Source organism: Rhodococcus sp. IEGM 1330 (assembly GCF_033142445.1).
In the GTDB taxonomy this organism is placed as follows: Bacteria; Actinomycetota; Actinomycetes; order Mycobacteriales; family Mycobacteriaceae; genus Rhodococcoides.
Genome location: NZ_JAWLSB010000001.1, coordinates 689,413 through 712,333 on the forward strand (window position 1 = coordinate 689,413; position 22,921 = coordinate 712,333).

The window sequence follows — 22,921 nt, forward strand, 5'->3', positions numbered from 1 at the left end:
CAGGTATGACGACCTGGTCGGTTCACACTCCCTAAGCTCGGTCCGTGCGTATGAACAGAGCGACCGAACCCGGCACCGGAGTAGTTCGGCGTCGAGTGCCGACTCGTATTGCCGGCTTCCGCTCGATCGACGTACTGATCGTGGCCGTCACGGCGGTGCTGTATTCGATCTCGTGGCCGACATTGCCGTTGACACACGATGTTTCGGGACCGTTGCTGCCGATCGTCGGCGCGCTCGCCGCGTTTCCGTTCGCGTTGATCCGCATCAATCCCGCACTGGGGTGGGCGGTCTCGGCGCTGTCCGCACTGGTGATTCCGGTGGCGTTCGATCGCGTTCCGGGCTACGACTATCCCTGGCAGGTAGTGCACATTCTCGTTCTGCTGTCGTTGTTGTTCGCCGTCGCTCTGAGGTCGCCTGCGTCGCTGCTCCTCGTGGCCTGGTTGGCCAGCATGCTCGTGTTCTTCGCCTACATGCCGGGCACAGACGGCGTCGGCTGGTCGGTGGGTCTGACTGCGGTCGTGGTGTTCGGACTGTTGATCCGCTGGCTCGTTCTCTCCCGCAGGCAGCTCGCGCAGCAAGAGGAAGTCAGTGAACTCGAGCGCACCCGACGCACTGTTCTCGAGGAGAAGGCCAAGATCGCCCGCGATCTGCACGACGTCGTGGCGCACCACATGTCGATGGTCGTCGTGCAGGCGCAGAGTGCGCCGTATCGGCTCGATGACGTATCGGTCGCCGCAGCAAAGGAATTCGAGTCGATCGGAGCTACCGCACGGGAAGCGCTCAACGAGATCCGGGGAATGCTGGGGGTGCTGCGCAGCGACGGACAGCAGTGGCAGGACGCACCGGCACCGAATGCACTCGATCTCGAACGTACCCTGCACGCGAGCCGCAAGGCCGGTATGGAGGTGCGGTGGACTGTCACCGGACAGGTCGAATCAATCGCCGACACAACAGGTTTGGCCCTGTATCGAATTCTGCAGGAGTCGCTGTCCAATGCTGCCCGGCACGCCCCCGAGGCCGCGGTGACCGTCGACATCACGGTCGGGCCGAGCACGGTCGTCATGACCGTGGTCAATGCGCCGTCACCGAGCACGAGTGTCGGACGCACCGCTGGAGCCGATACCGGTGGGCACGGGATAGCGGGTATGCGCGATCGTGCGCACGCGGCGCACGGCTGGCTGCATGCCACCGCTCTGCCCGACGGCGGATTCGAGGTCGCGGTGCACGTTCCGAACGGCATGCCGATCTCGCCGGCATCGGTTGTCCGCAACGATCTCGCCTAGGCTGTTACGCGTGGCTACAACGGTGTTCATCGCCGACGACCAAGCAATGGTGCGGCAGGGGTTCGGTGCACTTCTCGGTGCTCAGGCCGACATCTCGGTGGTCGGAGACGCCGACAACGGCAGGACCGCGGTCAGTGAGGTCGCCCGGCTGTTGCCCGACGTGGTGCTGATGGACGTCCGGATGCCCGAGATGAACGGTCTCGATGCCGCTCGCGCGATTCTCTCCGCGTCACTTCCGTCGCCGGTACGCATTCTGATGCTGACGACGTTCGACATCGACGACTACGTCTACGAGGCCCTGGCTCTCGGTGCGAGTGGCTTTCTGCTCAAGGATGCGCCGGCCGAGGAGTTGATCAGGGGTGTTCGGGTCGTCGCCGCCGGCGACGCATTGTTGGCACCGTCGGTGACGAGACGGCTCATCGCCGACGTCACCTCCCGGCGGGGAGCGCGGCGCCACACGTCTCCGCGTCTGAGCGATCTGACTCCGCGGGAACGCGAGGTTCTCGAACTCATCGCCACCGGCATGTCCAACTCGGAGATAGCGGGTTCACTGTTCCTGGCCGAGCAGACCGTGAAAACGCACGTCGGCAAGGTTCTCGCGAAGCTCGGACTGCGCGATCGCGCGCAGGCGGTCGTACTGGCCTACGAGACCGGCGTCGTCACGCCGAAGTGAGGACGGAACGATACCGACGCGCGCAGCACCCCACGCCCGATTAGGCTGACGTCCGTCACCGGGTCCGCTTCACGGACCTGCGAGCAGAGAGGCGAAAATCGATGCGCATCGGAGTTCTGACCGGAGGCGGCGATTGCCCAGGGCTCAATGCGGTGATTCGCGCAGTCGTCCGCACCGCGGACGCGCGGTACGGCTCCACTGTCGTCGGTTTCCAGGACGGGTGGCGCGGGCTCCTCGAAGACCGTCGGGTGCAACTGCGCAACGACGACCGCAACGACCGGTTGCTCACCAAGGGCGGCACGATGCTCGGCACCGCGCGCACCAATCCGGATGTGTTGCGCGCCGGACTCGATCGGGTCAAGCAGACCCTCGAGGACAACGGCATCGACGTGTTGATCCCGATCGGTGGCGAAGGGACCCTCACCGCTGCCGCGTGGTTGTCGGAAGAGGGTGTGCCTGTGGTCGGTGTGCCCAAGACGATCGACAACGACATCGACTGCACCGACGTCACATTCGGCTTCGACACGGCGCTGACGATCGCCACCGATGCGATCGACCGTCTGCACAGCACCGCAGAATCCCATCAGCGCGTGATGCTCGTCGAGGTGATGGGTCGGCACGCGGGGTGGATCGCTCTGCACGCCGGCCTGGCGTCCGGTTCGCACATGACGCTCATCCCCGAGCAGCCTTTCGACGTCGAAGAAGTGTGCACGTTGGTGCGCAAGCGTTTTCAACGTGGAGACTCGCACTTCATCTGTGTCGTCGCCGAAGGGGCCAAGCCGATGGAGGGCTCGATGAAGCTTCTCGACGGCGGTATCGACGAGTTCGGCCACGTTCGATTCACCGGAGTCGCCCACCAGCTCGGTGTCGAGATCGAGCGCCGTATCAACAAGGAAGTACGCACCACGGTGCTCGGCCACGTTCAGCGCGGTGGAACTCCGACGCCGTACGACCGCGTTCTCGCAACACGATTCGGCGTCAATGCGACCGATGCGGCCCATTCGGGAGACTTCGGCAAGATGGTCTCGTTGCGCGGCACCGAGATCGGCCTGGTGTCTCTGGCCGAGGCCACCAAGCAACTCAAGCGGGTACCGCAGACCCGATACGACGACGCCGCCGCGTTCTTCGGCTGATCGGGCTGCGGCCCGAGCCGTCAGATGCGACCGGCGGCCTCCTGGATCTCGGCCTCACGTTCCTCGGTCTCGCGGCGTAGTTCGCGCCGTCGCCGCGCTGCCTCGAAACGCTGAGCACCGACGTCGGTGGTCGGCGTCAACTGGGGCAGTGTCTTCGGCTTGCCGTCGTCGCCGATCGCGACCATGGTGAAGTAGCAACTGTTGGTGTGGCGTAATTCACCGCGCTGAATGTTCTCGGTTTCCACTCGGATGCCGACCTCCATCGAGGTGCGACCGGTGTAGTTGACCGACGCAGAGAACGTGACCAGTTCTCCGACGTGGATGGGTTCGCGAAACACGACGCGATCGACCGACAGAGTGACCACGTACGCCCCCGCGTAGCGACTGGCGCAGGCGTACGCCACCTGGTCCAGGAACTTCAGAATCGTGCCGCCGTGGACATTGCCGGAGAAGTTGGCCATGTCGGGTGTCATCAGCACGGTCATGGCCAGTGTCTGTTTCTCTGGGGGAGTCACCCGTGCACGGTAACGAGTGCACGTGGTTACTCGCGCGTCGTATGCAATGCATAAACTACTGACCATGACTGCTGCAACCGTCGATTTGATCGATTACGACGATGTGCTCGCCAAGTTCGACCCTGTGTTGGGCATGGAGGTCCATGTGGAGTTGGGCACGGCGACCAAGATGTTCTGCGGCTGCCCCACCGAGTTCGGTGCCGAGCCGAACACGCAGGTGTGCCCGGTGTGCCTGAGCCTTCCCGGCGCGCTTCCGGTGGTGAACTCTGCTGCGGTGGAGTCGGCGATTCGGATCGGGCTCGCGCTCAATTGCTCGATCACCCCGTGGGGACGGTTCGCACGCAAGAACTACTTCTACCCGGATCAGCCGAAGAACTATCAGATCTCGCAGTACGACGAGCCCATCGCGACCGAGGGCTACCTCGATGTGCTGCTCGACGACGGCAGTACGTTCCGAGTCGAGATCGAGCGCGCGCACATGGAGGAGGACACCGGTAAGTCGACGCACGTCGGCGGGGCGACCGGCCGCATCGAGGGGGCGTCGCATTCGCTGCTCGATTACAACCGTGCCGGTGTGCCGTTGGTGGAGATCGTGACCAAGACCATCACGGGAACCGGTGCGCGTGCACCCGAGGTCGCACGGGCGTACGTCACCGCGCTGCGTGACCTGTTGAAGTCGCTGAACGTGTCCGATGTGCGGATGGATCAGGGCTCGTTGCGCTGCGATGCCAACGTGTCTCTGATGGAGAAGACGGCAACCGAATTCGGCACGCGCACCGAGACGAAGAACGTCAACTCGCTCAAGAGCGTCGAGGTTGCCGTTCGGTACGAGATGCGGCGTCAGGCAGCGGTTCTCGAATCGGGTGGAGAGGTGACGCAGGAGACTCGGCACTTCCAGGAGTCGGACGGCACCACCACCGCCGGCCGCAAGAAGGAGACCGCCGAGGACTACCGCTACTTCCCCGAGCCCGATCTCGCGCCCGTCGCTCCTGACGCGGCCTGGATCGAGGAGCTTCGGACGACGTTGCCCGAGCTGCCGTGGTTGCGCCGCGGTCGGATTCAGAAGGACTGGGGTGTCTCCGACGAGGAGATGCGCGATCTGGTGAACTCGGGTGCCCTCGAAATCGTCGCGGCGACGGTCGAGGCGGGCGCGTCGGCGCAGGCGGCGCGGTCGTGGTGGGTGTCGTACCTGGCGCAGCAGGCCAACATCGCCGGCGTCGAACTGACCGATCTGTCCATCACCCCGGCTCAGGTTGCCGAGGTGGCTGGGTTGGTCGCGGACGGCAAGCTCAACAACAACGGTGCCCGCCAGGTAGTGGATGGGGTACTGGCGGGTGAGGGTGAGCCTGCGCAGGTCATGGCTGCGCGCAATCTCGTACTGGAGAAGGACGACACCAAGTTGCAGGCCGCCGTGGACGAGGCGCTCGCAGCGAATCCCGGTGTGGTCGAGAAGATCCGCAGCGGCAAGGTTCAGGCTGCCGGGGCCATCGTCGGTGCCGTGATGAAGGCGACACGCGGCCAAGCCGATGCTGCGCGCGTCAAGGAACTCGTACTCGAGGCCTGCGGCCAGCCCTGATTACGACGGAGAACGACTGCGGCCGAGCGCGATACACGCGCTCGGCCGCAGCCGTTTCTCGTTCAGTCGAAGCCGCCTCCGCCGCCGCCGGGGAACGGCACTTTGACGACGCGGTCGTCGGTGGGTCCGGCGGTGGGTCCGTTCTTGTTGACGGTGCCCACCAGAATCTGTCCATCGGCTGAGCTCGTCGCGCCGTTCAACTGGCCGTACTCGTCTTGGATCAGCAGTGTCGGTTCGGCCGAGACAGCTCCGGTGTTCGGGTCCGTGGTCAGTGCTGCAACAGCTTTGGCCGTTGTGAGTGCAACGGCCACTCCGCCTGCGCCCGCTGCGCATCCGGCAACACCTGGACGGTCCGGCCACGTCCACACAGGGTTGAACACTGCGCCGAGTGTGTCGATGCGCTGCAGACGATCCTCGAGCGCGGTGCGGTCGGTGACGTAGATGTTTCCGGTGCCGTCGGTGCAGACGTCGCCCGCCGTACCGATGCCGCTGAGTGCGATCTGCGGCCGCGGGGGGTTCGTCGTCGGAGACAGTGAGGTCACCCGCAACAACTTGCCGGACAGGGAGTTCGGGCTCGCAGCCGCAGCTGGATCGCCGTTGTCGCCGGTGAGGACGAGTAGTTCGTTCGGCGTGTAGAAGTCGATCGCCCCGCGATTGCCCGTCGCGCCGCGGGGGATGCCGGTCAGGATGTCCTTCGGTACATCGCCCTGAGCGAGTCGGACCACCCTGGTGTCCGCGGATGTGGTGATCAGGGCGTAGAGCAACCCGTCCTCGATGTACGTCGGAGACAGCGCGATGTCGAGAAGGCCGCCGTCGCCGGTGCCGTCGACGTCGATTCGAGCCATCTCGACCGGCGTCCGGCCTGCAGCGACCTGCATGATGCGACCGGTGCGACGCTCGGCAACCAGTGCCGACTGTCCGTCGGGGAGCGCGACGAGCCCGCCCGTGGTGTCCAGACACGTCGCGATCACCGCCGAATCCGGGTCGACACACGGGCCGGACGGTGGGGGCGGTGCGCCCGGATCGGACGGCGGCGTCGTCTCGCTGGGGGTCGTCGGCTCCAGCTCGGCCGCACCCACCTCCGGCGCAGGAGTGAACGGCGACGCATTCGAGTCGTCGAACCGGGCGCACCCGGCGAGCAGGGCAGCGGTCATCGACAGAGCGACGACGGCAGCGGTTGCAGTTCGTGGCGACGCTCCGACCGGCTTCATGCTTCGAACGTTACGGAACGTCGGGGGAGACTCGCCACGCGGCCGTGAGCGTCAACGTCGGTGAGGTGCGCACATCGGCTCTACTGTGGACAGGTGACCGATACACCGCGCGACCCCAACCGGCCGGATCCGTCGTACGAACCGGCCGAGAGCCCGTACGACAATCCCACGGAGAAGATTCCACCCTCGCGCTCCACCGCCGAGACTTCAGCGTCCGAGCGCACCGACGCCTCGGGTACGCCGACCACGGCGTTCGGCGCTCAGCGCTCGGACCGACTGCCGCGAACCGACGACGAACTGGACTTTCCGTACTCGTCGTCGTCCGACGCACGCACGGCCGATGCGCAGCCCACGGAGAAGATGCAGACCTATCGACCGTCGGCCTTCGCCGATTCGCCGACCGATCGCCCGTCGACCTCCGACAGCACGTCGTCGAGTGCGTACTCCGATCGCTCCACCGAGTACCTCGGGACCACCGCGGCCGCAGCGCCTGCGGCGGCCGTCGCCTCGGAGCCCGAGATTCGTACAGAGACCGTCGAGGTTCCCGCACGCCGCGGCAGCACCGACCTGGGTCTGTTCGTCCTGCGCGTCACCATCGGAGCGGTGTTTCTCGGTCATGGGCTGCAGAAGCTCGTCGGACTGTGGAACGGCCCCGGCCTCGACGGATTTCAGAACCTGCTGGAGAGTTCGGGATTCCGCTACTCGGAAATCCTCGCGATCGCGGCCGCGGCGGGCGAAACCCTCGGTGGGGCGCTGCTGATCCTGGGTCTGGCAACACCACTGGCAGGCGCGGCCGTACTGGCCACGATCATCAACGCCTGGTGCTTCAAGCAAGCCGTCGAGCCCGGATTGCAATTCTCCGGCACCGGCGGCGTCGAGTACGAGACGGTCCTCGGCTTCGCTGCAGCGGCGATCATCCTCACCGGCCCGGGACGCATCGCGTTCGACGGCCGACGCGGATGGGCCACCCGCCCGCGGATCGGTTCGTTCCTCGCACTCGTCGTCGGCATCGCCGCAGGCGTGTGCATCTGGATCTTCCTGAACGGGGCCAACCCCGTCGTCCGCTGACCTCGAACACGGACCAGACCACGTGAGCGGAACTTCGTAGCGTGCTACGAAGTTCCGCTCACGTGGTTTTCACCCTCAGGGGACGTAGCGAACGGCACCCTTGTCCGCTGATGTCGCCAACGCGGCGTACGCGCGCAGAGCGGTGGTGACCGTGCGCTGGCGGTCGACCGGCTGCCACGGCCGCTCGGACGCGTTCATCTTTGCGCGTCGCGTCTCCAGGGTTTCGTCGTCGACGAGGATCTCGAGGGTGCGGGTGGCGACGTCGATCCGGACCTGGTCGCCGTTCTCGACGAGCCCGATCACACCGCCGGCAGCGGCCTCGGGGGAAATGTGTCCGATGGACAGTCCCGAGGTTCCGCCGGAGAAGCGGCCATCGGTGATCAGTGCGCAGACCTTGCCCAGTCCGGCACCCTTGAGGAAGGCCGTCGGGTGCAGCATTTCCTGCATGCCGGGACCGCCCTTGGGTCCCTCGTAGCGAACGACCAGCACGTCACCGGACTGAATCTTCTTCTGCAGGATGGCCGAGACGGCTTCTTCCTGTGACTCGACGACCAGTGCCGGTCCCTGGAACGAGAACAGGTCCTCGTCGATGCCTGCGGTTTTGAGGATCGCACCGTCGACGGCGATGTTGCCGCGGAGTACCACCAGGCCACCCTCGACCGTGTAGGCATGTTCGAGATCGCGGATGCAGCCGCCTGCGGCGTCCGTGTCGAGCGAGGACCAGCGATTGCCCGTGGAGAACGGTTCGACGGTGCGGACACCGCCCGGAGCAGCGTGGAACAACTCGACGGCCTCGGCGGACGCCTTGCCGGATCGGATGTCCCAGGTGTCGAGCCATTCGTCGAAGCTCTTCGTGTGCACGGTCGAGACGTCGGTCTCGAGCAGGTTCGCGCGCCGCAGTTCGCCGAGGAGAGCCGGGATTCCGCCGGCGCGGTGCACGTCTTCCATGTGGTAATCGGAATTGGGGGAGACCTTCGCCAGGCACGGGACCTTGCGGCTGATGGCGTCGATGGTGTCGAGGTCGAAGTCGACCTCGCCCTCCTGTGCGGCAGCGAGGGTGTGCAGCACCGTATTGGTGGATCCGCCCATCGCCACGTCGAGAGCCATGGCATTGCGGAACGCGGCCGGAGTGGCGATGTTGCGGGGGAGTACGGATTCGTCCTCGTCGCGGTAGTACTTCAGCGCAGCCTCGACGATGGTGGTTCCGGCACGCGTGAACAGCGCTCGGCGGGCCTCGTGCGTGGCCAGGGTGGAGCCATTGCCGGGCAATGCCAGGCCGAGCGCCTCGGTGAGGCAGTTCATCGAGTTCGCCGTGAACATGCCCGAACACGACCCGCACGTGGGGCACGCACTGCGCTCGACCTCGTCGAGGCCCGCCTCGGACACCGCGTCGTTGGCGCTGGCGGAGATCGCGGTGATCAGGTCGGTCGGGGCCTGCGCGACGCCGTCGACGACCACGGCCTTGCCTGCCTCCATCGGTCCACCGGAGACGAAGACGGCCGGGATGTTCAGGCGCATCGCGGCATTGAGCATGCCGGGAGTGATCTTGTCGCAGTTGGATATGCAGACGAGCGCGTCGGCGGTGTGGGCGTTGGCCATGTACTCGACGGAGTCGGCGATGATCTCGCGGCTGGGCAGCGAGTACAGCATCCCGCCGTGGCCCATGGCGATCCCGTCGTCGACGGCGATGGTGTGGAACTCCCGGGGTACGCCGCCTGCCGCTCGTACGGCGTCGGCGACGATCTCGCCGACGTTCTTCAGATGCACGTGGCCGGGTACGAACTGGGTGTACGAGTTCGCGATCGCGACAATGGGTTTTCCGAAATCCGAATCGGTCATTCCGGTGGCGCGCCACAGCGAGCGTGCGCCCGCGGCATTGCGTCCGACAGTGGTGACCCGTGAGCGTAGCGGCGTCATAGTGCGTTGTCCTCGTTCGTTGCAGCGGTTTCTCGCATCGACGAGATTACTCGCCGCCGCCTACTGCTCCTTCGGTGCCTGCTCGCCGTCGTCGGCGTCGTCGGCTTCCTCACGGTCTCGATCCTCGGCAGCGGCGGCCGCTGCGGCGTAGGGGTCGGTGATGCGGCCGCCGCTGGCCGCGGCGAGTTGGGGGAGTAGATCGAAACGCACCAGCGGCAGCGACTTCTCGCTCTTGTCGGTCAGGACCACCCGCGCCCACCGGCGATCCGGGAAGTGCAGACCCGCCACCGATTCCCACGCGATCACATCCGAACCGACGAACCGTCGAGCCGTGATCGCCTCGGGAGAGATGACCGTGCGCACTCGAAACACCCAGATGCACGCGACGATCGGCAAGATCAGCAGCCATCCCATGGCCAACGGCCAGCTGGCGGCACTCAGTCCCGTGCCGAACAGCAACAGTCCCACGCCGATGAGCGCGAGGCGCGGGACTCGAATGACCTGCGTTCTCGATGGTTGCGGTCCCTCGGCACCGTTCGGTGACTCGGGTGCGGTGTGGGATGATGGCGGAGGTGGTTCGGACTGCTGCGAAGACGACACCCATTCATCTTCGCATTGCATCTACGCGATCTCACATAATGGGATTGCGTCGTGACGAGTTTGACTCTTCCCTGTGCGCGCGCCTACCGTCGAGCGCGTGAAGCGGAATTGGATACTCGTAATCGGCCGGCGCGTCAACGCCTGAGCCGGTTGTTCAAACTCGCATCGACGCGCCACCCTCGTACAGCTCACGCTGACGGGGGTTTTTTCTTGCCCAGAGATCGCCCAGCAATTTCACATTCCTGAGGAAGCAATCAGTGAGCGCACCAACCGCACGCCCAGGGCCCACGACCCGTAAGTCGGGGACAGCCGCCAGCCCGTCGACCAGCCCGGCCGCAGAAGCGGCGACCAACGGATCGCGACGCCACGTCGCACCGGAGAAGGTCACCGGCGCACAGTCGGTTGTTCGGGCCCTCGAAGAACTCGACGTCGACACCGTATTCGGCATACCCGGTGGCGCGGTTCTTCCGGTCTACGATCCGCTCTTCGACTCGAAGAAGGTCCGGCACATCCTCGTTCGTCACGAGCAGGGCGCGGGCCACGCTGCCACCGGATACGCCCAGGCCACCGGCCGCGTCGGCGTCTGCATGGCAACGTCGGGTCCCGGCGCGACGAACCTCGTCACCCCGCTCGCCGATGCCCAGATGGATTCGGTCCCGATCGTTGCCATCACCGGTCAGGTCGCCCGCAGTCTCATCGGAACCGACGGCTTCCAGGAAGCCGACATCTCGGGCATCACGATGCCCGTCACCAAGCACAACTTCCTCATCACCGACGGTGCCGACATCCCGCGCATCATGGCCGAGGCGTTCTACATCGCGTCCTCCGGTCGACCCGGCGCCGTGCTCGTCGACATCCCCAAGGATGTGCTGCAGGCACCGACGACGTTCTCGTGGCCGCCGGAGATGCGTCTGCCGGGCTATCGGCCGGTGACCAAGCCGCACGGCAAGCAGGTTCGTGAGGCGGCGCGCTACATCGCCGACGCCGCGCAGCCGGTGCTCTACGTGGGTGGTGGCGTCATCAAGGCCAACGCCTCGGCAGAGCTGCTCGAGCTCGCCGAACTGACCGGAATTCCCGTCGTCACCACTCTGATGGCTCGCGGTGTGTTCCCCGACTCTCATCAGCTCAATCTGGGAATGCCGGGAATGCACGGCACCGTCGCTGCAGTCGCCGCGCTGCAGCGCAGCGACCTGCTGATCACGCTCGGGGCCCGGTTCGACGACCGCGTCACCGGCCAGCTCTCGTCGTTCGCGCCGAACGCCAAGGTCATCCACGCCGATATCGACCCGGCCGAGATCGGCAAGAACCGGTACGCGGACGTGCCGATCGTCGGTGATTGTCGAGAGGTCATCACCGAGCTCATCGAAGCGCTACGCGCAGATCGTGCGACCGGAACCACGCTCGACCTCGAGCAGTGGTGGGTGTACCTCGACGGCATCCGCAAGACCTATCCGCTGAGCTACGACCGCCCGTCCGACGGTTCCATGTCGCCCGAGTTCGTCATCTCCTCGGTCGGCAAGTTCGCCGGACCCGACGCGATCTACTGCGCCGGAGTCGGCCAGCACCAGATGTGGGCCGCGCAGTTCATCAGCTACGAGAAGCCGCGTACGTGGCTCAACTCGGGCGGCCTCGGCACGATGGGGTACGCGGTCCCGGCCGCCATGGGGGCCAAGATGGGCCTCCCCGACGCCGAGGTGTGGGCCATCGACGGCGACGGCTGCTTCCAGATGACAAACCAGGAACTCGCGACGTGCGCGGTCGAGGGCATCCCCATCAAGGTCGCGGTCATCAACAACGGCAACCTCGGCATGGTTCGCCAGTGGCAGACCCTGTTCTACGAGGAGCGTTACTCCAACACCAACCTCGGTACCCACGGTGCCGTCCGTATCCCCGATTTCTTGAAGCTCGCCGAGGCATTGGGTTGCGTCGGCCTGCGGTGCGAGCGGGAAGAGGACGTGGACGCGGTGATAGCCCAGGCCCGTGCGATCAACGATCGTCCGGTCGTCATCGACTTCATCGTCGGAGCAGACGCTCAGGTGTGGCCGATGGTCGCAGCCGGAACCGGTAACGACGAGATCATGGCCGCCCGCGGCATTCGTCCGCTGTTCGACGAGGACGAGACCGTGGGTAGCGAGCCCGGCATCGACGAGGCCATGGAACGCGAGCAGGCGCCACACCCACAGAACAACGACGTGAAAGGCACCGACCAGTGAGCACGAGCCATACCCTCAGCGTCCTCGTCGAGGACAAGCCAGGTGTGCTGGCTCGCGTCGCTGCACTGTTCTCGCGGCGCGGCTTCAACATCTCGTCACTCGCCGTCGGCGGCACCGAGATCCCCGAGATCTCGCGCATGACGATCGTGGTGACCGTCGACGAGTTTCCGCTCGAGCAGGTCACCAAGCAGCTCAACAAGCTCATCAACGTCATCAAGATCGTCGAGCAGGACGACGACTCCTCGGTGGCGCGTGAGCTGCTGCTGATCAAGGTGCGTGCCGACGCCAGCGTCCGTAGCGAGGTCATCGAAACGGTGAACCTGTTCCGCGCCAAGGTGATCGACGTATCACCCGAGGCCGTCACGGTCGAGGCGACGGGCACCCGCTCGAAGCTCGATGCGTTGCTCAAGATGTTGGACCCCTATGGAATTCGAGAAATAGTCCAGTCGGGAGTCGTTGCCGTCGGACGTGGACCGAAATCGATCACAGCGTCGCGCTGAGCGGCGGACGTGATATTCAGCGAAATCGAAGAGGAAAGGTTACAAACAGTGGCAGTCGAGATGTTCTACGACGACGATGCTGATCTGTCGATCATCCAGGGCCGCAAGGTCGCTGTGATCGGTTACGGAAGCCAGGGCCACGCGCACTCGCTGAGCCTGCGCGACTCCGGTGTCGATGTGCGCATCGGCCTGGCAGCGGGCTCGAAGTCCCGCGCCAAGGCGGAGGAGCAGGGTCTGAAGGTCGGCACTCCCGCCGAGGTGTCCGAATGGGCCGACGTGATCATGGTGCTCGCACCCGACACCGCGCAGGCCAAGATCTTCTCCGAGGAGATCGAGCCCAACCTGAAGGACGGCGACGCGCTGTTCTTCGGCCACGGACTCAACATCCACTTCGACCTGATCAAGGCTCCGGAGTTCGTCACCGTCGGCATGGTCGCACCCAAGGGCCCCGGCCACCTCGTGCGTCGCCAGTTCGTCGACGGCAAGGGTGTTCCCGCGCTCATCGCCATCGACCAGGACCCCAAGGGCGAAGGCCAGGCACTTGCCCTGTCCTGGGCCAAGGGCATCGGTGGAACGCGCGCAGGCGTCATCAAGACCACGTTCAAGGAAGAGACCGAGACCGACCTCTTCGGCGAGCAGGCCGTGCTGTGCGGTGGCACCGAGGAGCTCGTCAAGACGGGCTTCGAGGTCATGGTCGAGGCCGGATACGCGCCCGAGATGGCGTACTTCGAGGTGCTGCACGAGCTCAAGCTCATCGTCGACCTCATGTACGAGGGCGGCATCGCTCGGATGAACTACTCGGTGTCCGACACCGCGGAGTTCGGTGGCTACCTCTCGGGCCCGCGCGTGATCGACGCAGGCACCAAGGAGCGCATGAAGGCCATCCTGGCCGACATCCAGTCGGGTGAGTTCACCCGTCGCCTGGTCGCCAACGTCGAGAACGGCAACACCGAGCTCGAAGGCCTGCGCAAGGCCAACGCCGAGCACCCCATCGAGGTCACCGGCAAGAAGCTGCGCGACCTGATGAGCTGGGTCGATCGCCCGATCACCGAAACGGCCTGATTCTCATCGAATCACGTTCTCACGCATGCTGATCGAAGGGCACTCCTGCATCCGTAGGGGTGCCCTTCGGTGCGTGAGCCAGGTGGCGTCACAGTTCGACGTCTCCGGCCTCTAAACTGTTTCTGCTGCACCAGCTCCGAATTTTCACCGACAACAGTCTCGAACCGACATAGGGAGTTTTTCACGTGAGCCAGCCAGGCCGTCCTGTCGTTCTGATCGCCGACAAACTTGCGCCGTCCACCGTCGAGGCATTGGGCGACGGCGTCGAGGTCCGTTGGGTCGACGGCCCGGATCGCCCCGCGCTGCTCGCCGCGGTTCCCGAGGCCGACGCGATCCTGGTGCGCTCCGCGACTACGGTCGACGCAGAGGTTCTCGCCGCCGGAACCAAACTCAAGATCGTCGCCCGCGCCGGTGTCGGCCTGGACAACGTCGACGTACCTGCAGCCACCGAGCGCGGTGTCCTCGTCGTCAACGCACCGACGTCCAACATCCACACGGCGGCCGAGCATGCGGTGACGCTGCTGCTGTCGGCCGCGCGCCAGATTCCCGCTGCCGACGCCACTCTGCGTCAGCACGAGTGGAAGCGCAGCAAGTTCAACGGTGTCGAGATCTTCGGCAAGACCGTCGGTGTCGTCGGACTCGGCCGCATCGGTCAGCTGTTCGCACAGCGTTTGGCTGCATTCGAGACGCACATCATCGCCTACGACCCCTACGTCTCGGCCGCGCGTGCCGCCCAGCTCGGCATCGAACTGGTGAGCCTGGACGAGCTGCTCGAGCGCGCCGACATGTTCTCGGTTCACCTGCCGAAGACCCCGGAGACCAAGGGAATCATCGGTAAGGAAGCGCTGGCCAAGACCAAGCCCGGTGTGATCGTCGTCAACGCCGCTCGCGGTGGACTGGTCGACGAGCAGGCCCTGGCCGACGCCATCACCAGCGGCCACGTCTTCGCCGCCGGAATCGACGTCTACGCCTCCGAGCCGTGCACCGACAGCCCCCTGTTCGAGCTGCCTCAGGTCGTCGTCACCCCGCACCTCGGTGCGTCTACGACCGAGGCCCAGGACCGCGCGGGCACCGACGTGGCCAAGTCGGTATTGCTTGCTCTCGCAGGCGAATTCGTGCCCGACGCCGTCAACGTCAAGGGTGGTGCCGTGGGCGAAGAGGTGTCGCCGTGGCTCGAGATCGTGCGTAAGCAGGGTGTGCTGCTCGGCGCGCTGTCCAACGAACTTCCCACCTCGCTGTCGGTCGACGTGCGCGGCGAACTCGCGGGCGAGGACGTGCAGATCCTCAAGCTCTCGGCGCTGCGCGGACTGTTCTCCGCCGTCATCGAGGACTCGGTCACGTTCGTCAACGCCCCGTCGCTCGCCGAGGAGCGCGGCGTCACCGCCGAGGTCACCACGGCCTCCGAGAGCGAGAACCACCGCAGTGTCGTCGACATCCGCGCCGTCTACGGCGACGGTTCGGTGCTCAACGTCGCGGGCACTCTGACCGGCACCACGCAGGTCGAGAAGATCGTCAACATCAACGGTCGCAACTTCGACCTCCGTGCCGAGGGCAAGAACCTCATCGTCAACTACGCGGATCAGCCCGGCAGCCTCGGCCGGATCGGCACCCTGCTCGGCGATGCCGGCATCGACATCCAGGCCGCCGCGCTGAGCCAGGACTCCGAGGGCGACGGTGCAACAATTCTGCTGCGCGTCGACAAGGACGTTCCGGCGGAGTTGAGCGCGAGCATCGCCACCGCGGTCGGCGCGTCCACCATCGAACTGGTCGACCTGTCCTGAGCATCGCTCGCAGTCGATCGAACGACGTCGAAGAATCACGAGGAGTGAGATGAAGCTGGCCGTCATCGCCGGGGACGGAATCGGACCCGAGGTCGTCACCGAGGCGCTCGCCGTGCTCGATGTGGTTGCACCCGGTGCCGAGAAGACCGAGTACGACCTGGGTGCGCGTCGCTACAACGCCACCGGAGAACTGCTGCCGGACTCGGTATTGGCTGAACTGCGTGAGCACGACGCAATTCTGTTGGGAGCCATCGGAGATCCGTCGGTGCCGAGCGGCGTGCTCGAGCGCGGACTGCTGTTGCGAGCTCGGTTCGAGCTCGATCACCACATCAATCTGCGCCCGGCCAAGCTGTACCCCGGAGTGGTCGGTCCGCTGGCCGGTGACAAGCAGATCGACGTCGTGGTCGTGCGTGAGGGCACCGAGGGTCCGTACACCGGAAACGGTGGAGCGCTTCGCGTCGGCACGCCGCACGAGGTGGCCACCGAGGTCAGTGTCAACACCCGCTACGGCGTCGAACGGGTGGTGCGCAACGGTTTCGAGCGGGCTCTGACTCGGCGCAAGCATCTGACGCTGCTGCACAAGACCAATGTGCTCACGTTCGCCGGCAGCCTCTGGGCTCGCACGGTGGACGAGGTCGCGGCCGAGTTCCCGGACGTCGAGGTCGCGTACCAGCACATCGATGCCGCGATGATTCACCTCGTGACCGACCCGGGCCGGTTCGATGTCATCGTCACCGACAATCTGTTCGGAGACATCGTGACAGACCTGTCGGCGGCGGTGACCGGTGGAATCGGTTTGGCCGCAAGCGGAAACATCGATGCGACCGGTACCAATCCGAGCATGTTCGAGCCCGTGCACGGCAGCGCTCCCGACATCGCAGGGCAGCAGAAGGCCGATCCGACGGCCGCCATCCTGTCGGTGTCGTTGTTGCTCGATCATCTCGGCGATGCGGCAGGAGCGGCGCGAGTGGAAGCCGCTGTCGCAGCGGACCTCGCCGAGCGAGGAACCACCACCGCGTCGACGAAGGACATAGGCGCGAGAATCGCAGCGCGCCTGTAGGTTCCTCCACCGCGGACTCTTTTGCAGGCGACGATGCCACGCTCGGCTACTGCCGGACGTGGCATCGTCGCCTGCGTCAGGTGTCGGGGTCGTCAGGTGCCGGGGTCGTCCGGAATCACCGGGGTGGAGAGGGCCGGAAATATCGCCGAGATCAGAAAGGCGAGCGGGAAACTCACTGCCGCGAGCGCTCCGAATGCAGGCGGCACTGCCGCGGCGAAGATGTACTGGCCGGTGTTCTGAACTCCGAGGGCGCGCCCGCTCCAGAACGGTCCGGAGATCTCGGCGACGGCGGTGAACGCGAGGCCGTTCGGAGCGACGGTGGTGATCGACGCGATGACCAGTGCAACGACGGCGACGGGGGAGTCGAACCAGTCTGCGATGCCCAGCGCGAGCATGCTGGCCGTGGTGGCGACGGCCACCCATCGCAGCGGTCGCATCCGGCTTCCGACGCGGTCGGACAGGGCCCCTACGCCCATTCGGCCGAGCGCGCCGAGGATCTGGCTGACGGTGACGAGGATGCCTGCCGACGCCGCACTCCACTCTCGGTCGGTCATCAGCCAGACGAGCGCGTAGGTCCACACGACGTACTGCGGTATCACCAGCAATATCGAGGTGGCATGAATCCGCCACAGGCGTGATCCGGCGCGGTAGGGATTGTCCAACAGTCCTTGCGCCGCGGCGTCGGCGCGGTGAGGACGTGGAGGGTCGATCACGGCCAGGCACAGCACCGCTCCCACGGCGCAGACGAGTGCGGGCACCCACAGTGCGGAACCGACACCGTGATCTCGCGCGATCGAGGGAACGGTCAGGGCTGCGATGGCAACGCCCAGTGGGACCGACATCTGTCTGATTCCCATGGCCAATCCACGACGCTGCGGCGGGAACCACCCGACCACGACGCGTCCGCTGGCGCTGTTGGCGCTCGCCGCGGCCATACCGCCCAGCAGGAGCAGGATTGCCAGCAGGGGAATGGAGGTGGTGAACACGGCGGCTACACCGGCGAGCGCAGTCAGACCGAGCCCGACTGCGAGAACGAGCCGCTCGCCGATCCGATCGACCAGCACACCCCAGGCGATCAGGGTGAACATGATGCCCACGGTCGGCATGGCGACGACGAGTCCGGCGGCGGGCAGGCTCAGGCCACGGTCGTCGTGCAACGCGGGGATGAGAAACGCTGCGCCGTTGATGAACACCGCGCCTGCGGTCTGCGCGAGCATGCCGAGGGCAAGCATGAACCATCGCCTGAACTCGCCGATGTCGGACAGCTGCGCGGTGGCGTCCATTTGATCTCCGTCTCAATATATGGACATTGTTTCTTGAGATGTGGAACTCGTTGTCGACCCTACACCGGCCCGAACCGCGCGGAACGGACGGTGGCGGAGTGCACACCGCGCATGTCGATAGACTTCCGACATGCGTCTCGGTCGAATTGCAAGTCCTGATGGTGTGGCATTCGTGAGTATCGAAGGTGAGGGTGACTCGCAGACTGCGAAAGAAATCGCCGAACATCCCTTCGGCACACCCACGTTCACGGGTCGGTCGTGGCCTCTGGCCGATGTGCGACTGCTCGCGCCCATCCTCGCCAGCAAGGTCATCGCCATCGGTAAGAACTACGCCGCGCACGTGGCCGAGATGGGCGGTGAGGCTCCGAAGGACCCCGTGATCTTCATCAAGCCGAACACCTCCATCGTCGGGCCCGGTGCGGCCATCGTGCTGCCACCGTCCTCGAACGAAGTGCACTTCGAGGGCGAACTGGCGATCGTCATCGGCCGTCCGTGCAAGGACGTCCCCGCCTCCAAGGCGTACGAGGTGGTGCTCGGATACACCGTCGCCAACGACGTCTCGGCCCGCGACCACCAGAAGCACGACGGACAGTGGACTCGCGCCAAGGGACACGACACCTTCTGCCCACTCGGGCCGTGGATCGAGACCTCGCTCGACCCGACCGATCTCGAGATCAAGACCGAGGTCGACGGCGTGGTCAAGCAGCAGAGTCGCACTTCGCTTCTGCTGCACGACATTCCGAAGATCATCGAGTGGGTGTCCGCGGTGATGACACTGCTCCCCGGAGACGTCATTCTCACCGGAACCCCCGAGGGAGTCGGACCCATCACCGACGGAGACAGTGTGTCGATCACCGTCGAGGGAATCGGTACCCTGACCAACCCCGTCGCAGCGAAGAAGTAGGGCCGGTATGACCACAGCAACAGATGTCCGCGTTCGGTTCTGCCCGTCGCCCACCGGTACCCCGCACGTCGGTCTGGTCCGAACGGCATTGTTCAACTGGGCGTTCGCCAGGCATCACGGCGGCACCTTCGTCTTTCGTATCGAGGACACCGACGCCGCACGCGACTCCGAGGAGTCCTACGCCGCCCTGCTCGACGCGTTGCGCTGGCTCGGCCTCCAATGGGACGAGGGCCCCGAAGTGGGTGGCCCGTACGAGCCCTACCGTCAGTCGTTGCGTCGCGACCAGCACCTTGCCGTCGTGCAGCAGTTGCTCGACGCCGGCGAGGCCTACGAGTCCTTCTCCACGCCGGAGGAAGTGGAGGCCCGTCACAAGGCTGCCGGACGCGACCCCAAACTCGGCTACGACAACTTCGACCGCGACCTGACGCCGGAGCAGCGACAGGGATTCCTCGACGAGGGGCGCGGGGCCGTCGTGCGACTGCGGATGCCCGATCACGACCTGACGTGGAACGACCTCGTGCGCGGGGAGACCACGTTCAAGGCGGGGACCGTTCCGGACTTCGCCCTGACGCGCGGCAACGGAGTTCCGCTGTACACGTTGGTCAATCCGGTCGACGACGCACTGATGAAGATCACCCATGTCCTGCGCGGTGAGGACCTGCTGTCGTCGACGCCTCGTCAGCTCGCTCTCTACGAGGCGTTGATCCGGATCGGTGTCGCAGAACGCACCCCCGAGTTCGGGCACCTTCCGTTCGTCATGGGCCAGGGCAACAAGAAGCTGTCCAAGCGTGACCCCGAATCCAATCTGTTCATCCACCGTGATCGTGGGTTCGTGCCGGAAGGCCTGCTGAACTACCTCGCTCTTCTCGGGTGGGGCATCTCGGACGATCACGACGTCTTCTCGCTCGACGAGATGGTGGCGGCGTTCGAGATCTCGTCGGTCAATTCCAATCCGGCACGCTTCGATCAGAAGAAGGCCGACGCGATCAACGCCGAGCACATCAGGATGCTGGCGGCAGACGATTTCGCGGCGCGATTGCGCGAATACCTCGTCGCACAGGGCCATCTCACCGAGCCGGTCGACGAAAAGATCTTCGCCGTGGCGGCCGATCTGGTGCAGACCCGCATCGTCGTCCTGTCGGACGCCTGGGGACTGCTCGAGTTCCTGTTCGTCGACGAGGCGGACTTCGTGATCGACCCTGCAGCCGCGGCGAAGAACCTCGGTCCCGATGCCGCACCCGTTCTCGACGCCACAGTCGAGGCGCTGACGGCGTTGCAGACCTGGACCACGGCCGACCTGGAGGCGACCCTCAAGGAGGCGTTGATCGAGAAGCTGGAGCTCAAGCCGCGCAAGGCTTTTGCCCCGATACGGGTGGGAGTGACCGGGTCGCACATCAGCCCGCCGCTGTACGAGTCCATGGAATTGCTCGGGCGCGAGAAGACCTTGGCGCGTCTGGCTGCGGCACGGGCCCAGGTGGCGTGACGGCGCACGGCCGCCGGCGCACCCCGGTCCTCGGAGACAGCCTCGAATGAGTGTCTCCGATCGACTGGATCGACTCCAGCGCAGGCGTCCGGTTCTCGGATATCCCATTGCGGTGGTGTACAAGTTCGTCGACGATCAGGGCGGCTACCTCGCTGCCCTGATCACCTACTACGCCTTCGTCTCGCTGTTTCCTGCACTGTTGCTGTTCTCGACGGTTCTGGGCACCGTGTTGGCCGGTAGTCCGGAACTGCAGCAACAGATCCTCAGCTCTGCTCTCGGTCAGATCCCGGTGATCGGAGACGAACTGGGCCGGCCCGAACGCATCGGTGGCGGCACCGTCGGTCTCGTGGTGGGTGTCCTCGGCTCCCTGTACGGCGGACTCGGAGTGGCCGTGGCGCTGCAGAACGCAATGAACACTGCGTGGACGGTGCCGAAGAACCTACGGCCCGACCCCATCCGGGCCCGGGTGCGCGGACTGGGTCTGCTGAGCACGGTCGGTCTGGCGGTCCTGGCCATCACAGCACTCAATGTGCTCAGTGCCGCAGGGTATTTCGGTCCGGAATCCGGCCTCGTGGTGTTCGTGGTCGGCACGCTCTTCTACGTCGGCGTGTTCGTTGTCGCGTTCAGGCTCGCCACGGCGAGACCGGTGTCCATCCCACAGGTTCTTCCCGGAGCTGTCGTTGCCGGTCTGATCTGGCAGCTGCTGCAGACCTTCGGCAGTGTCTACGTGAAGTACGTCGTCAGCAACGCGACCGTCACCAACGGTGTGTTCGCCGTCGTACTGGGACTGCTGGCGTTTCTGTACGTGACGTCGGTGTCGATCGTGATGTGCATCGAGATCAACGTGGTCCGCGTCGATCGGCTCTTTCCGCGAGCCCTGCTGGCCCCGTTCACCGACGACGTCGAACTGACCGAGGGCGACAAGCTCACCTACACCGGACAGGCAGAAGCGCAACGCAGCAAGCCGTTCGAGGACATCGACGTGACGTTCGTCGACCCGCCGCGAGCTCAGTCGGAATCCGGCTCCGAACCGGCAGCCGAAGCGCCGTAGAAGCGGTCGATTCTCGTCTCCATCGGAAACCGGACGGCCGTGTCGCCGAACATCAGCCGAGTCGCCGACAACGCCGATCCTGCAATCGCTTCGGCGGCACGATCCGAATCGGCGACGGGACAATGCACCACCACTTCGTCGTGCTGAAAGAACACCAATCTGCTGCTGCTCCCGGCCAACCGACCACGCAGATCGGCCAGCAAGCACAGCGCCCACTCGGCTGCGGTGGCCTGCACGACGAAATTGCGAGTGAACCGGCCCCGCGCGTGGGCATCACCGGCGGACCACCACTGCGCCGAGGGCGGTGGGCAGGCCCGTCCCAGCCACGAACGAACGACCTCGCCCCGTTCACCGGCGCGGGCGGCCTCCTCCACCAATGCGACGGCACCGGGGAACGAGGCGCGTAGTCGCGTCAGCAGAGCGCGTGCCTCACCGGACGTCGCGCCGTACAGCACCCCGAGAACGGCGACCTTGGCGTGGCTGCGATCGCCGCCGAACGATTCCGCCGCCACCGGTGCATACAGATCTTCGGTGCCTGCAGCGGCGACCATGCGGGGATCGCCGGACATCGCAGCGAGGATGCGTGGTTCGAGCTGACCGGCGTCGGCGGCCACGAAGGTGTAGCCGGGATCGGCGATCACACTGGCGCGCAGGGGTTTCGGAATCTGAAGGCCGCCTCCGCCGCGACTGGCCCACCGACCTGACACCACAGCGCCGGGAACATAGACCGGACGGAAACGATCGTCGCGAACCCACGCGTCGAGCCATGCCCACCCGTTCGCAGCGTGCAGCTTCGAGAGATCACGGTGGCGCAACAGCAGCGGAACCGCCGGGTGGTCAATGTCGCGGATGACGTGCGCGCGAGTCGATGTCAGTTCGATACCGACGCGCGCGAACGCGGCCACCAGCTCCACCGGCGAGGCGGGGTTGACTCGCCGGCCGAACGCCGAGGTGATCTGGTTCTCGAGCTCGACGAGAGCCGGGGGAAGAGAACCGTCGAGCGGCCGCGTACCGAGCATCGTGTCGAGATGACGGCGATGCGCCGACGCCGAGAACGGCAACCCGTCGAAGGTCATCTCCGCTGCGGCCAAGCCTCCGGCCGACTCGGCCGCTGCCAGCAGGTGCAGTGCTCGGTCGTCACCGATGTCCCGAAGCTGACGTCGGTACTCGGCGAGCACCCCGTTCGGATCGGAGTTCGGGTTCGCGTCGAACAGGCCCGGTCGCAGGTCGGCGGGAGCCGACGGGACACTCGCGACGCCGGCCCGCATCGCCAGAATGGCACCGACCAGTGCGAGATCGTGACAGCGGCGTACGCGTACCCCTCGTTCGAGCAACCGAGGGTAGATCCGGCTCGTGTCTTCCCACACCCACCTCGGCCGTTCGTCTCGTTCGAGCTCGGCCACGGCCGCGACCGGATCCTCGGCCACTGTGGGATCGCTCTGCGTCGAGCCGTCGTCGGCGAGGTACGTCAGCACGGCCTGCTCGCCCTGAGGAACGAGCAGAACCTTCATCGGACTCTGCGGGGTCTGCGATCGGTCACGGAGAACGAGTCTGCTCCACTCGTCGGCCGGGGCGTAGAGGGGGCTCTCGGGTCCCCACTCGACGGTG

The 22,921-nt window shown here is 65.6% G+C and carries 19 protein-coding genes; 13 read left to right on the top strand and 6 right to left on the bottom strand.

What is annotated here, in order from left to right:
- Window positions 1-50: 50 nt before the first annotated feature.
- The 3 genes from R4P57_RS03130 to R4P57_RS03140 all read left to right on the top strand — a co-directional run bounded on the left by R4P57_RS03130 (window position 51) and on the right by R4P57_RS03140 (window position 3,089).
- On the top strand, window positions 51-1,283 hold the full coding sequence (locus R4P57_RS03130; protein WP_317801685.1) for a sensor histidine kinase: 1,233 nt from the start codon (window positions 51-53) through the stop codon (window positions 1,281-1,283).
- Window positions 1,284-1,293: 10 nt separating this feature from the next.
- Window positions 1,294-1,956: a response regulator gene (locus R4P57_RS03135; protein ID WP_037189750.1), complete on the top strand. Its 663-nt coding sequence runs from the start codon at window positions 1,294-1,296 to the stop codon at window positions 1,954-1,956.
- A gap of 101 nt (window positions 1,957-2,057) precedes the next feature.
- On the top strand, window positions 2,058-3,089 hold the full coding sequence (locus tag R4P57_RS03140; protein WP_032397750.1) for an ATP-dependent 6-phosphofructokinase: 1,032 nt from the start codon (window positions 2,058-2,060) through the stop codon (window positions 3,087-3,089).
- Window positions 3,090-3,109: 20 nt separating this feature from the next.
- On the opposite strand, the gene R4P57_RS03145 is transcribed toward R4P57_RS03140, so the two are convergent.
- Window positions 3,110-3,574, bottom strand: coding sequence for an acyl-CoA thioesterase (locus tag R4P57_RS03145; RefSeq protein WP_317801686.1), 465 nt, complete (start codon window positions 3,572-3,574; stop codon window positions 3,110-3,112).
- A gap of 94 nt (window positions 3,575-3,668) precedes the next feature.
- On the opposite strand from R4P57_RS03145, the gene gatB reads away from it, so the two are divergent.
- Window positions 3,669-5,180, top strand: coding sequence for an Asp-tRNA(Asn)/Glu-tRNA(Gln) amidotransferase subunit GatB (gatB, locus tag R4P57_RS03150; protein ID WP_317801418.1), 1,512 nt, complete (start codon window positions 3,669-3,671; stop codon window positions 5,178-5,180).
- Between the two features lie 62 nt (window positions 5,181-5,242).
- On the opposite strand, the gene R4P57_RS03155 is transcribed toward gatB, so the two are convergent.
- Entirely contained in the window at window positions 5,243-6,391 is a 1,149-nt protein-coding gene (locus R4P57_RS03155) for a PQQ-dependent sugar dehydrogenase (RefSeq protein ID WP_317801419.1), read from the bottom strand.
- A 93-nt stretch (window positions 6,392-6,484) separates the two neighbouring features.
- On the opposite strand from R4P57_RS03155, the gene R4P57_RS03160 reads away from it, so the two are divergent.
- Entirely contained in the window at window positions 6,485-7,459 is a 975-nt protein-coding gene (locus R4P57_RS03160; RefSeq protein ID WP_317801420.1) for a DoxX family protein, read from the top strand.
- A 75-nt stretch (window positions 7,460-7,534) separates the two neighbouring features.
- Here R4P57_RS03160 and ilvD read toward each other — a convergent pair whose 3' ends face one another.
- Both ilvD and R4P57_RS03170 read right to left on the bottom strand, forming a co-directional pair.
- The gene (ilvD, locus tag R4P57_RS03165) at window positions 7,535-9,376 is read right to left on the bottom strand and encodes a dihydroxy-acid dehydratase (protein WP_317801421.1); all 1,842 of its coding nucleotides are present in this window, start codon (window positions 9,374-9,376) and stop codon (window positions 7,535-7,537) included.
- 60 nt (window positions 9,377-9,436) lie between these two features.
- Window positions 9,437-9,976, bottom strand: a complete 540-nt coding sequence (locus tag R4P57_RS03170) for a PH domain-containing protein (RefSeq protein WP_317801422.1) — start codon at window positions 9,974-9,976, stop codon at window positions 9,437-9,439.
- Window positions 9,977-10,233: 257 nt separating this feature from the next.
- Between R4P57_RS03170 and R4P57_RS03175 the strand changes: the two genes are divergently transcribed.
- The 5 genes from R4P57_RS03175 (at window position 10,234) to R4P57_RS03195 (ending at window position 16,592) form a co-directional block, all read left to right on the top strand.
- Window positions 10,234-12,189 (top strand): acetolactate synthase large subunit, encoded by a 1,956-nt coding sequence (locus tag R4P57_RS03175; protein WP_317801423.1) that lies wholly within the window; start codon window positions 10,234-10,236, stop codon window positions 12,187-12,189.
- Window positions 12,186-12,689, top strand: a complete 504-nt coding sequence (gene ilvN / locus R4P57_RS03180) for an acetolactate synthase small subunit (protein WP_283275604.1) — start codon at window positions 12,186-12,188, stop codon at window positions 12,687-12,689. The genes R4P57_RS03175 and ilvN overlap by 4 nt, the downstream gene beginning before the upstream one ends.
- 60 nt (window positions 12,690-12,749) lie before the next feature.
- Window positions 12,750-13,751 (top strand): ketol-acid reductoisomerase, encoded by a 1,002-nt coding sequence (gene ilvC, locus R4P57_RS03185; RefSeq protein WP_170944858.1) that lies wholly within the window; start codon window positions 12,750-12,752, stop codon window positions 13,749-13,751.
- A gap of 185 nt (window positions 13,752-13,936) precedes the next feature.
- A complete protein-coding gene (gene serA / locus R4P57_RS03190; RefSeq protein ID WP_317801424.1) occupies window positions 13,937-15,532 on the top strand; it encodes a phosphoglycerate dehydrogenase in 1,596 nt (531 codons plus the stop codon).
- Window positions 15,533-15,581: 49 nt separating this feature from the next.
- The gene (locus tag R4P57_RS03195) at window positions 15,582-16,592 is read left to right on the top strand and encodes a 3-isopropylmalate dehydrogenase (protein WP_094634188.1); all 1,011 of its coding nucleotides are present in this window, start codon (window positions 15,582-15,584) and stop codon (window positions 16,590-16,592) included.
- 92 nt (window positions 16,593-16,684) lie between these two features.
- Here the strand turns inward: R4P57_RS03195 and R4P57_RS03200 are convergent, their stop codons facing one another.
- On the bottom strand, window positions 16,685-17,875 hold the full coding sequence (locus R4P57_RS03200; RefSeq protein WP_317801425.1) for an MFS transporter: 1,191 nt from the start codon (window positions 17,873-17,875) through the stop codon (window positions 16,685-16,687).
- A gap of 130 nt (window positions 17,876-18,005) precedes the next feature.
- Between R4P57_RS03200 and R4P57_RS03205 the strand changes: the two genes are divergently transcribed.
- The 3 genes from R4P57_RS03205 to R4P57_RS03215 are packed head-to-tail and all read left to right on the top strand — an operon-like array spanning window position 18,006 to window position 21,313.
- On the top strand, window positions 18,006-18,779 hold the full coding sequence (locus tag R4P57_RS03205) for a fumarylacetoacetate hydrolase family protein (protein ID WP_094614349.1): 774 nt from the start codon (window positions 18,006-18,008) through the stop codon (window positions 18,777-18,779).
- Window positions 18,780-18,786: 7 nt separating this feature from the next.
- Entirely contained in the window at window positions 18,787-20,262 is a 1,476-nt protein-coding gene (gene gltX, locus R4P57_RS03210) for a glutamate--tRNA ligase (RefSeq protein WP_317801426.1), read from the top strand.
- 46 nt (window positions 20,263-20,308) lie between these two features.
- Window positions 20,309-21,313 carry a YihY/virulence factor BrkB family protein gene (locus R4P57_RS03215; protein WP_317801427.1) on the top strand — a complete coding sequence of 335 codons (1,005 nt, stop codon included), beginning with the start codon at window positions 20,309-20,311 and terminating at the stop codon, window positions 21,311-21,313.
- Here R4P57_RS03215 and R4P57_RS03220 read toward each other — a convergent pair.
- Window positions 21,271-22,824 carry a bifunctional 3'-5' exonuclease/DNA polymerase gene (locus tag R4P57_RS03220; protein ID WP_317801687.1) on the bottom strand — a complete coding sequence of 518 codons (1,554 nt, stop codon included), beginning with the start codon at window positions 22,822-22,824 and terminating at the stop codon, window positions 21,271-21,273. The two genes, R4P57_RS03215 and R4P57_RS03220, sit on opposite strands and share 43 nt — an antisense overlap.
- Window positions 22,825-22,921 lie beyond the last annotated feature (97 nt).

Coding starts and splice junctions, on each gene's coding strand:
- R4P57_RS03130 (WP_317801685.1), top strand. CDS start 51: ATGAACAGAGCGACCGAACCCGGCACCGGAGTAGTTCGGCGTCGAGTG.
- R4P57_RS03140 (WP_032397750.1), top strand. CDS start 2,058: ATGCGCATCGGAGTTCTGACCGGAGGCGGCGATTGCCCAGGGCTCAAT.
- R4P57_RS03145 (WP_317801686.1), bottom strand. CDS start 3,574: ATGACCGTGCTGATGACACCCGACATGGCCAACTTCTCCGGCAATGTC.
- gatB (WP_317801418.1), top strand. CDS start 3,669: ATGACTGCTGCAACCGTCGATTTGATCGATTACGACGATGTGCTCGCC.
- R4P57_RS03155 (WP_317801419.1), bottom strand. CDS start 6,391: ATGAAGCCGGTCGGAGCGTCGCCACGAACTGCAACCGCTGCCGTCGTC.
- ilvD (WP_317801421.1), bottom strand. CDS start 9,376: ATGACGCCGCTACGCTCACGGGTCACCACTGTCGGACGCAATGCCGCG.
- ilvC (WP_170944858.1), top strand. CDS start 12,750: ATGTTCTACGACGACGATGCTGATCTGTCGATCATCCAGGGCCGCAAG.
- R4P57_RS03195 (WP_094634188.1), top strand. CDS start 15,582: ATGAAGCTGGCCGTCATCGCCGGGGACGGAATCGGACCCGAGGTCGTC.
- R4P57_RS03200 (WP_317801425.1), bottom strand. CDS start 17,875: ATGGACGCCACCGCGCAGCTGTCCGACATCGGCGAGTTCAGGCGATGG.
- R4P57_RS03205 (WP_094614349.1), top strand. CDS start 18,006: ATGCGTCTCGGTCGAATTGCAAGTCCTGATGGTGTGGCATTCGTGAGT.
- gltX (WP_317801426.1), top strand. CDS start 18,787: ATGACCACAGCAACAGATGTCCGCGTTCGGTTCTGCCCGTCGCCCACC.
- R4P57_RS03215 (WP_317801427.1), top strand. CDS start 20,309: ATGAGTGTCTCCGATCGACTGGATCGACTCCAGCGCAGGCGTCCGGTT.
- R4P57_RS03220 (WP_317801687.1), bottom strand. CDS start 22,824: ATGAAGGTTCTGCTCGTTCCTCAGGGCGAGCAGGCCGTGCTGACGTAC.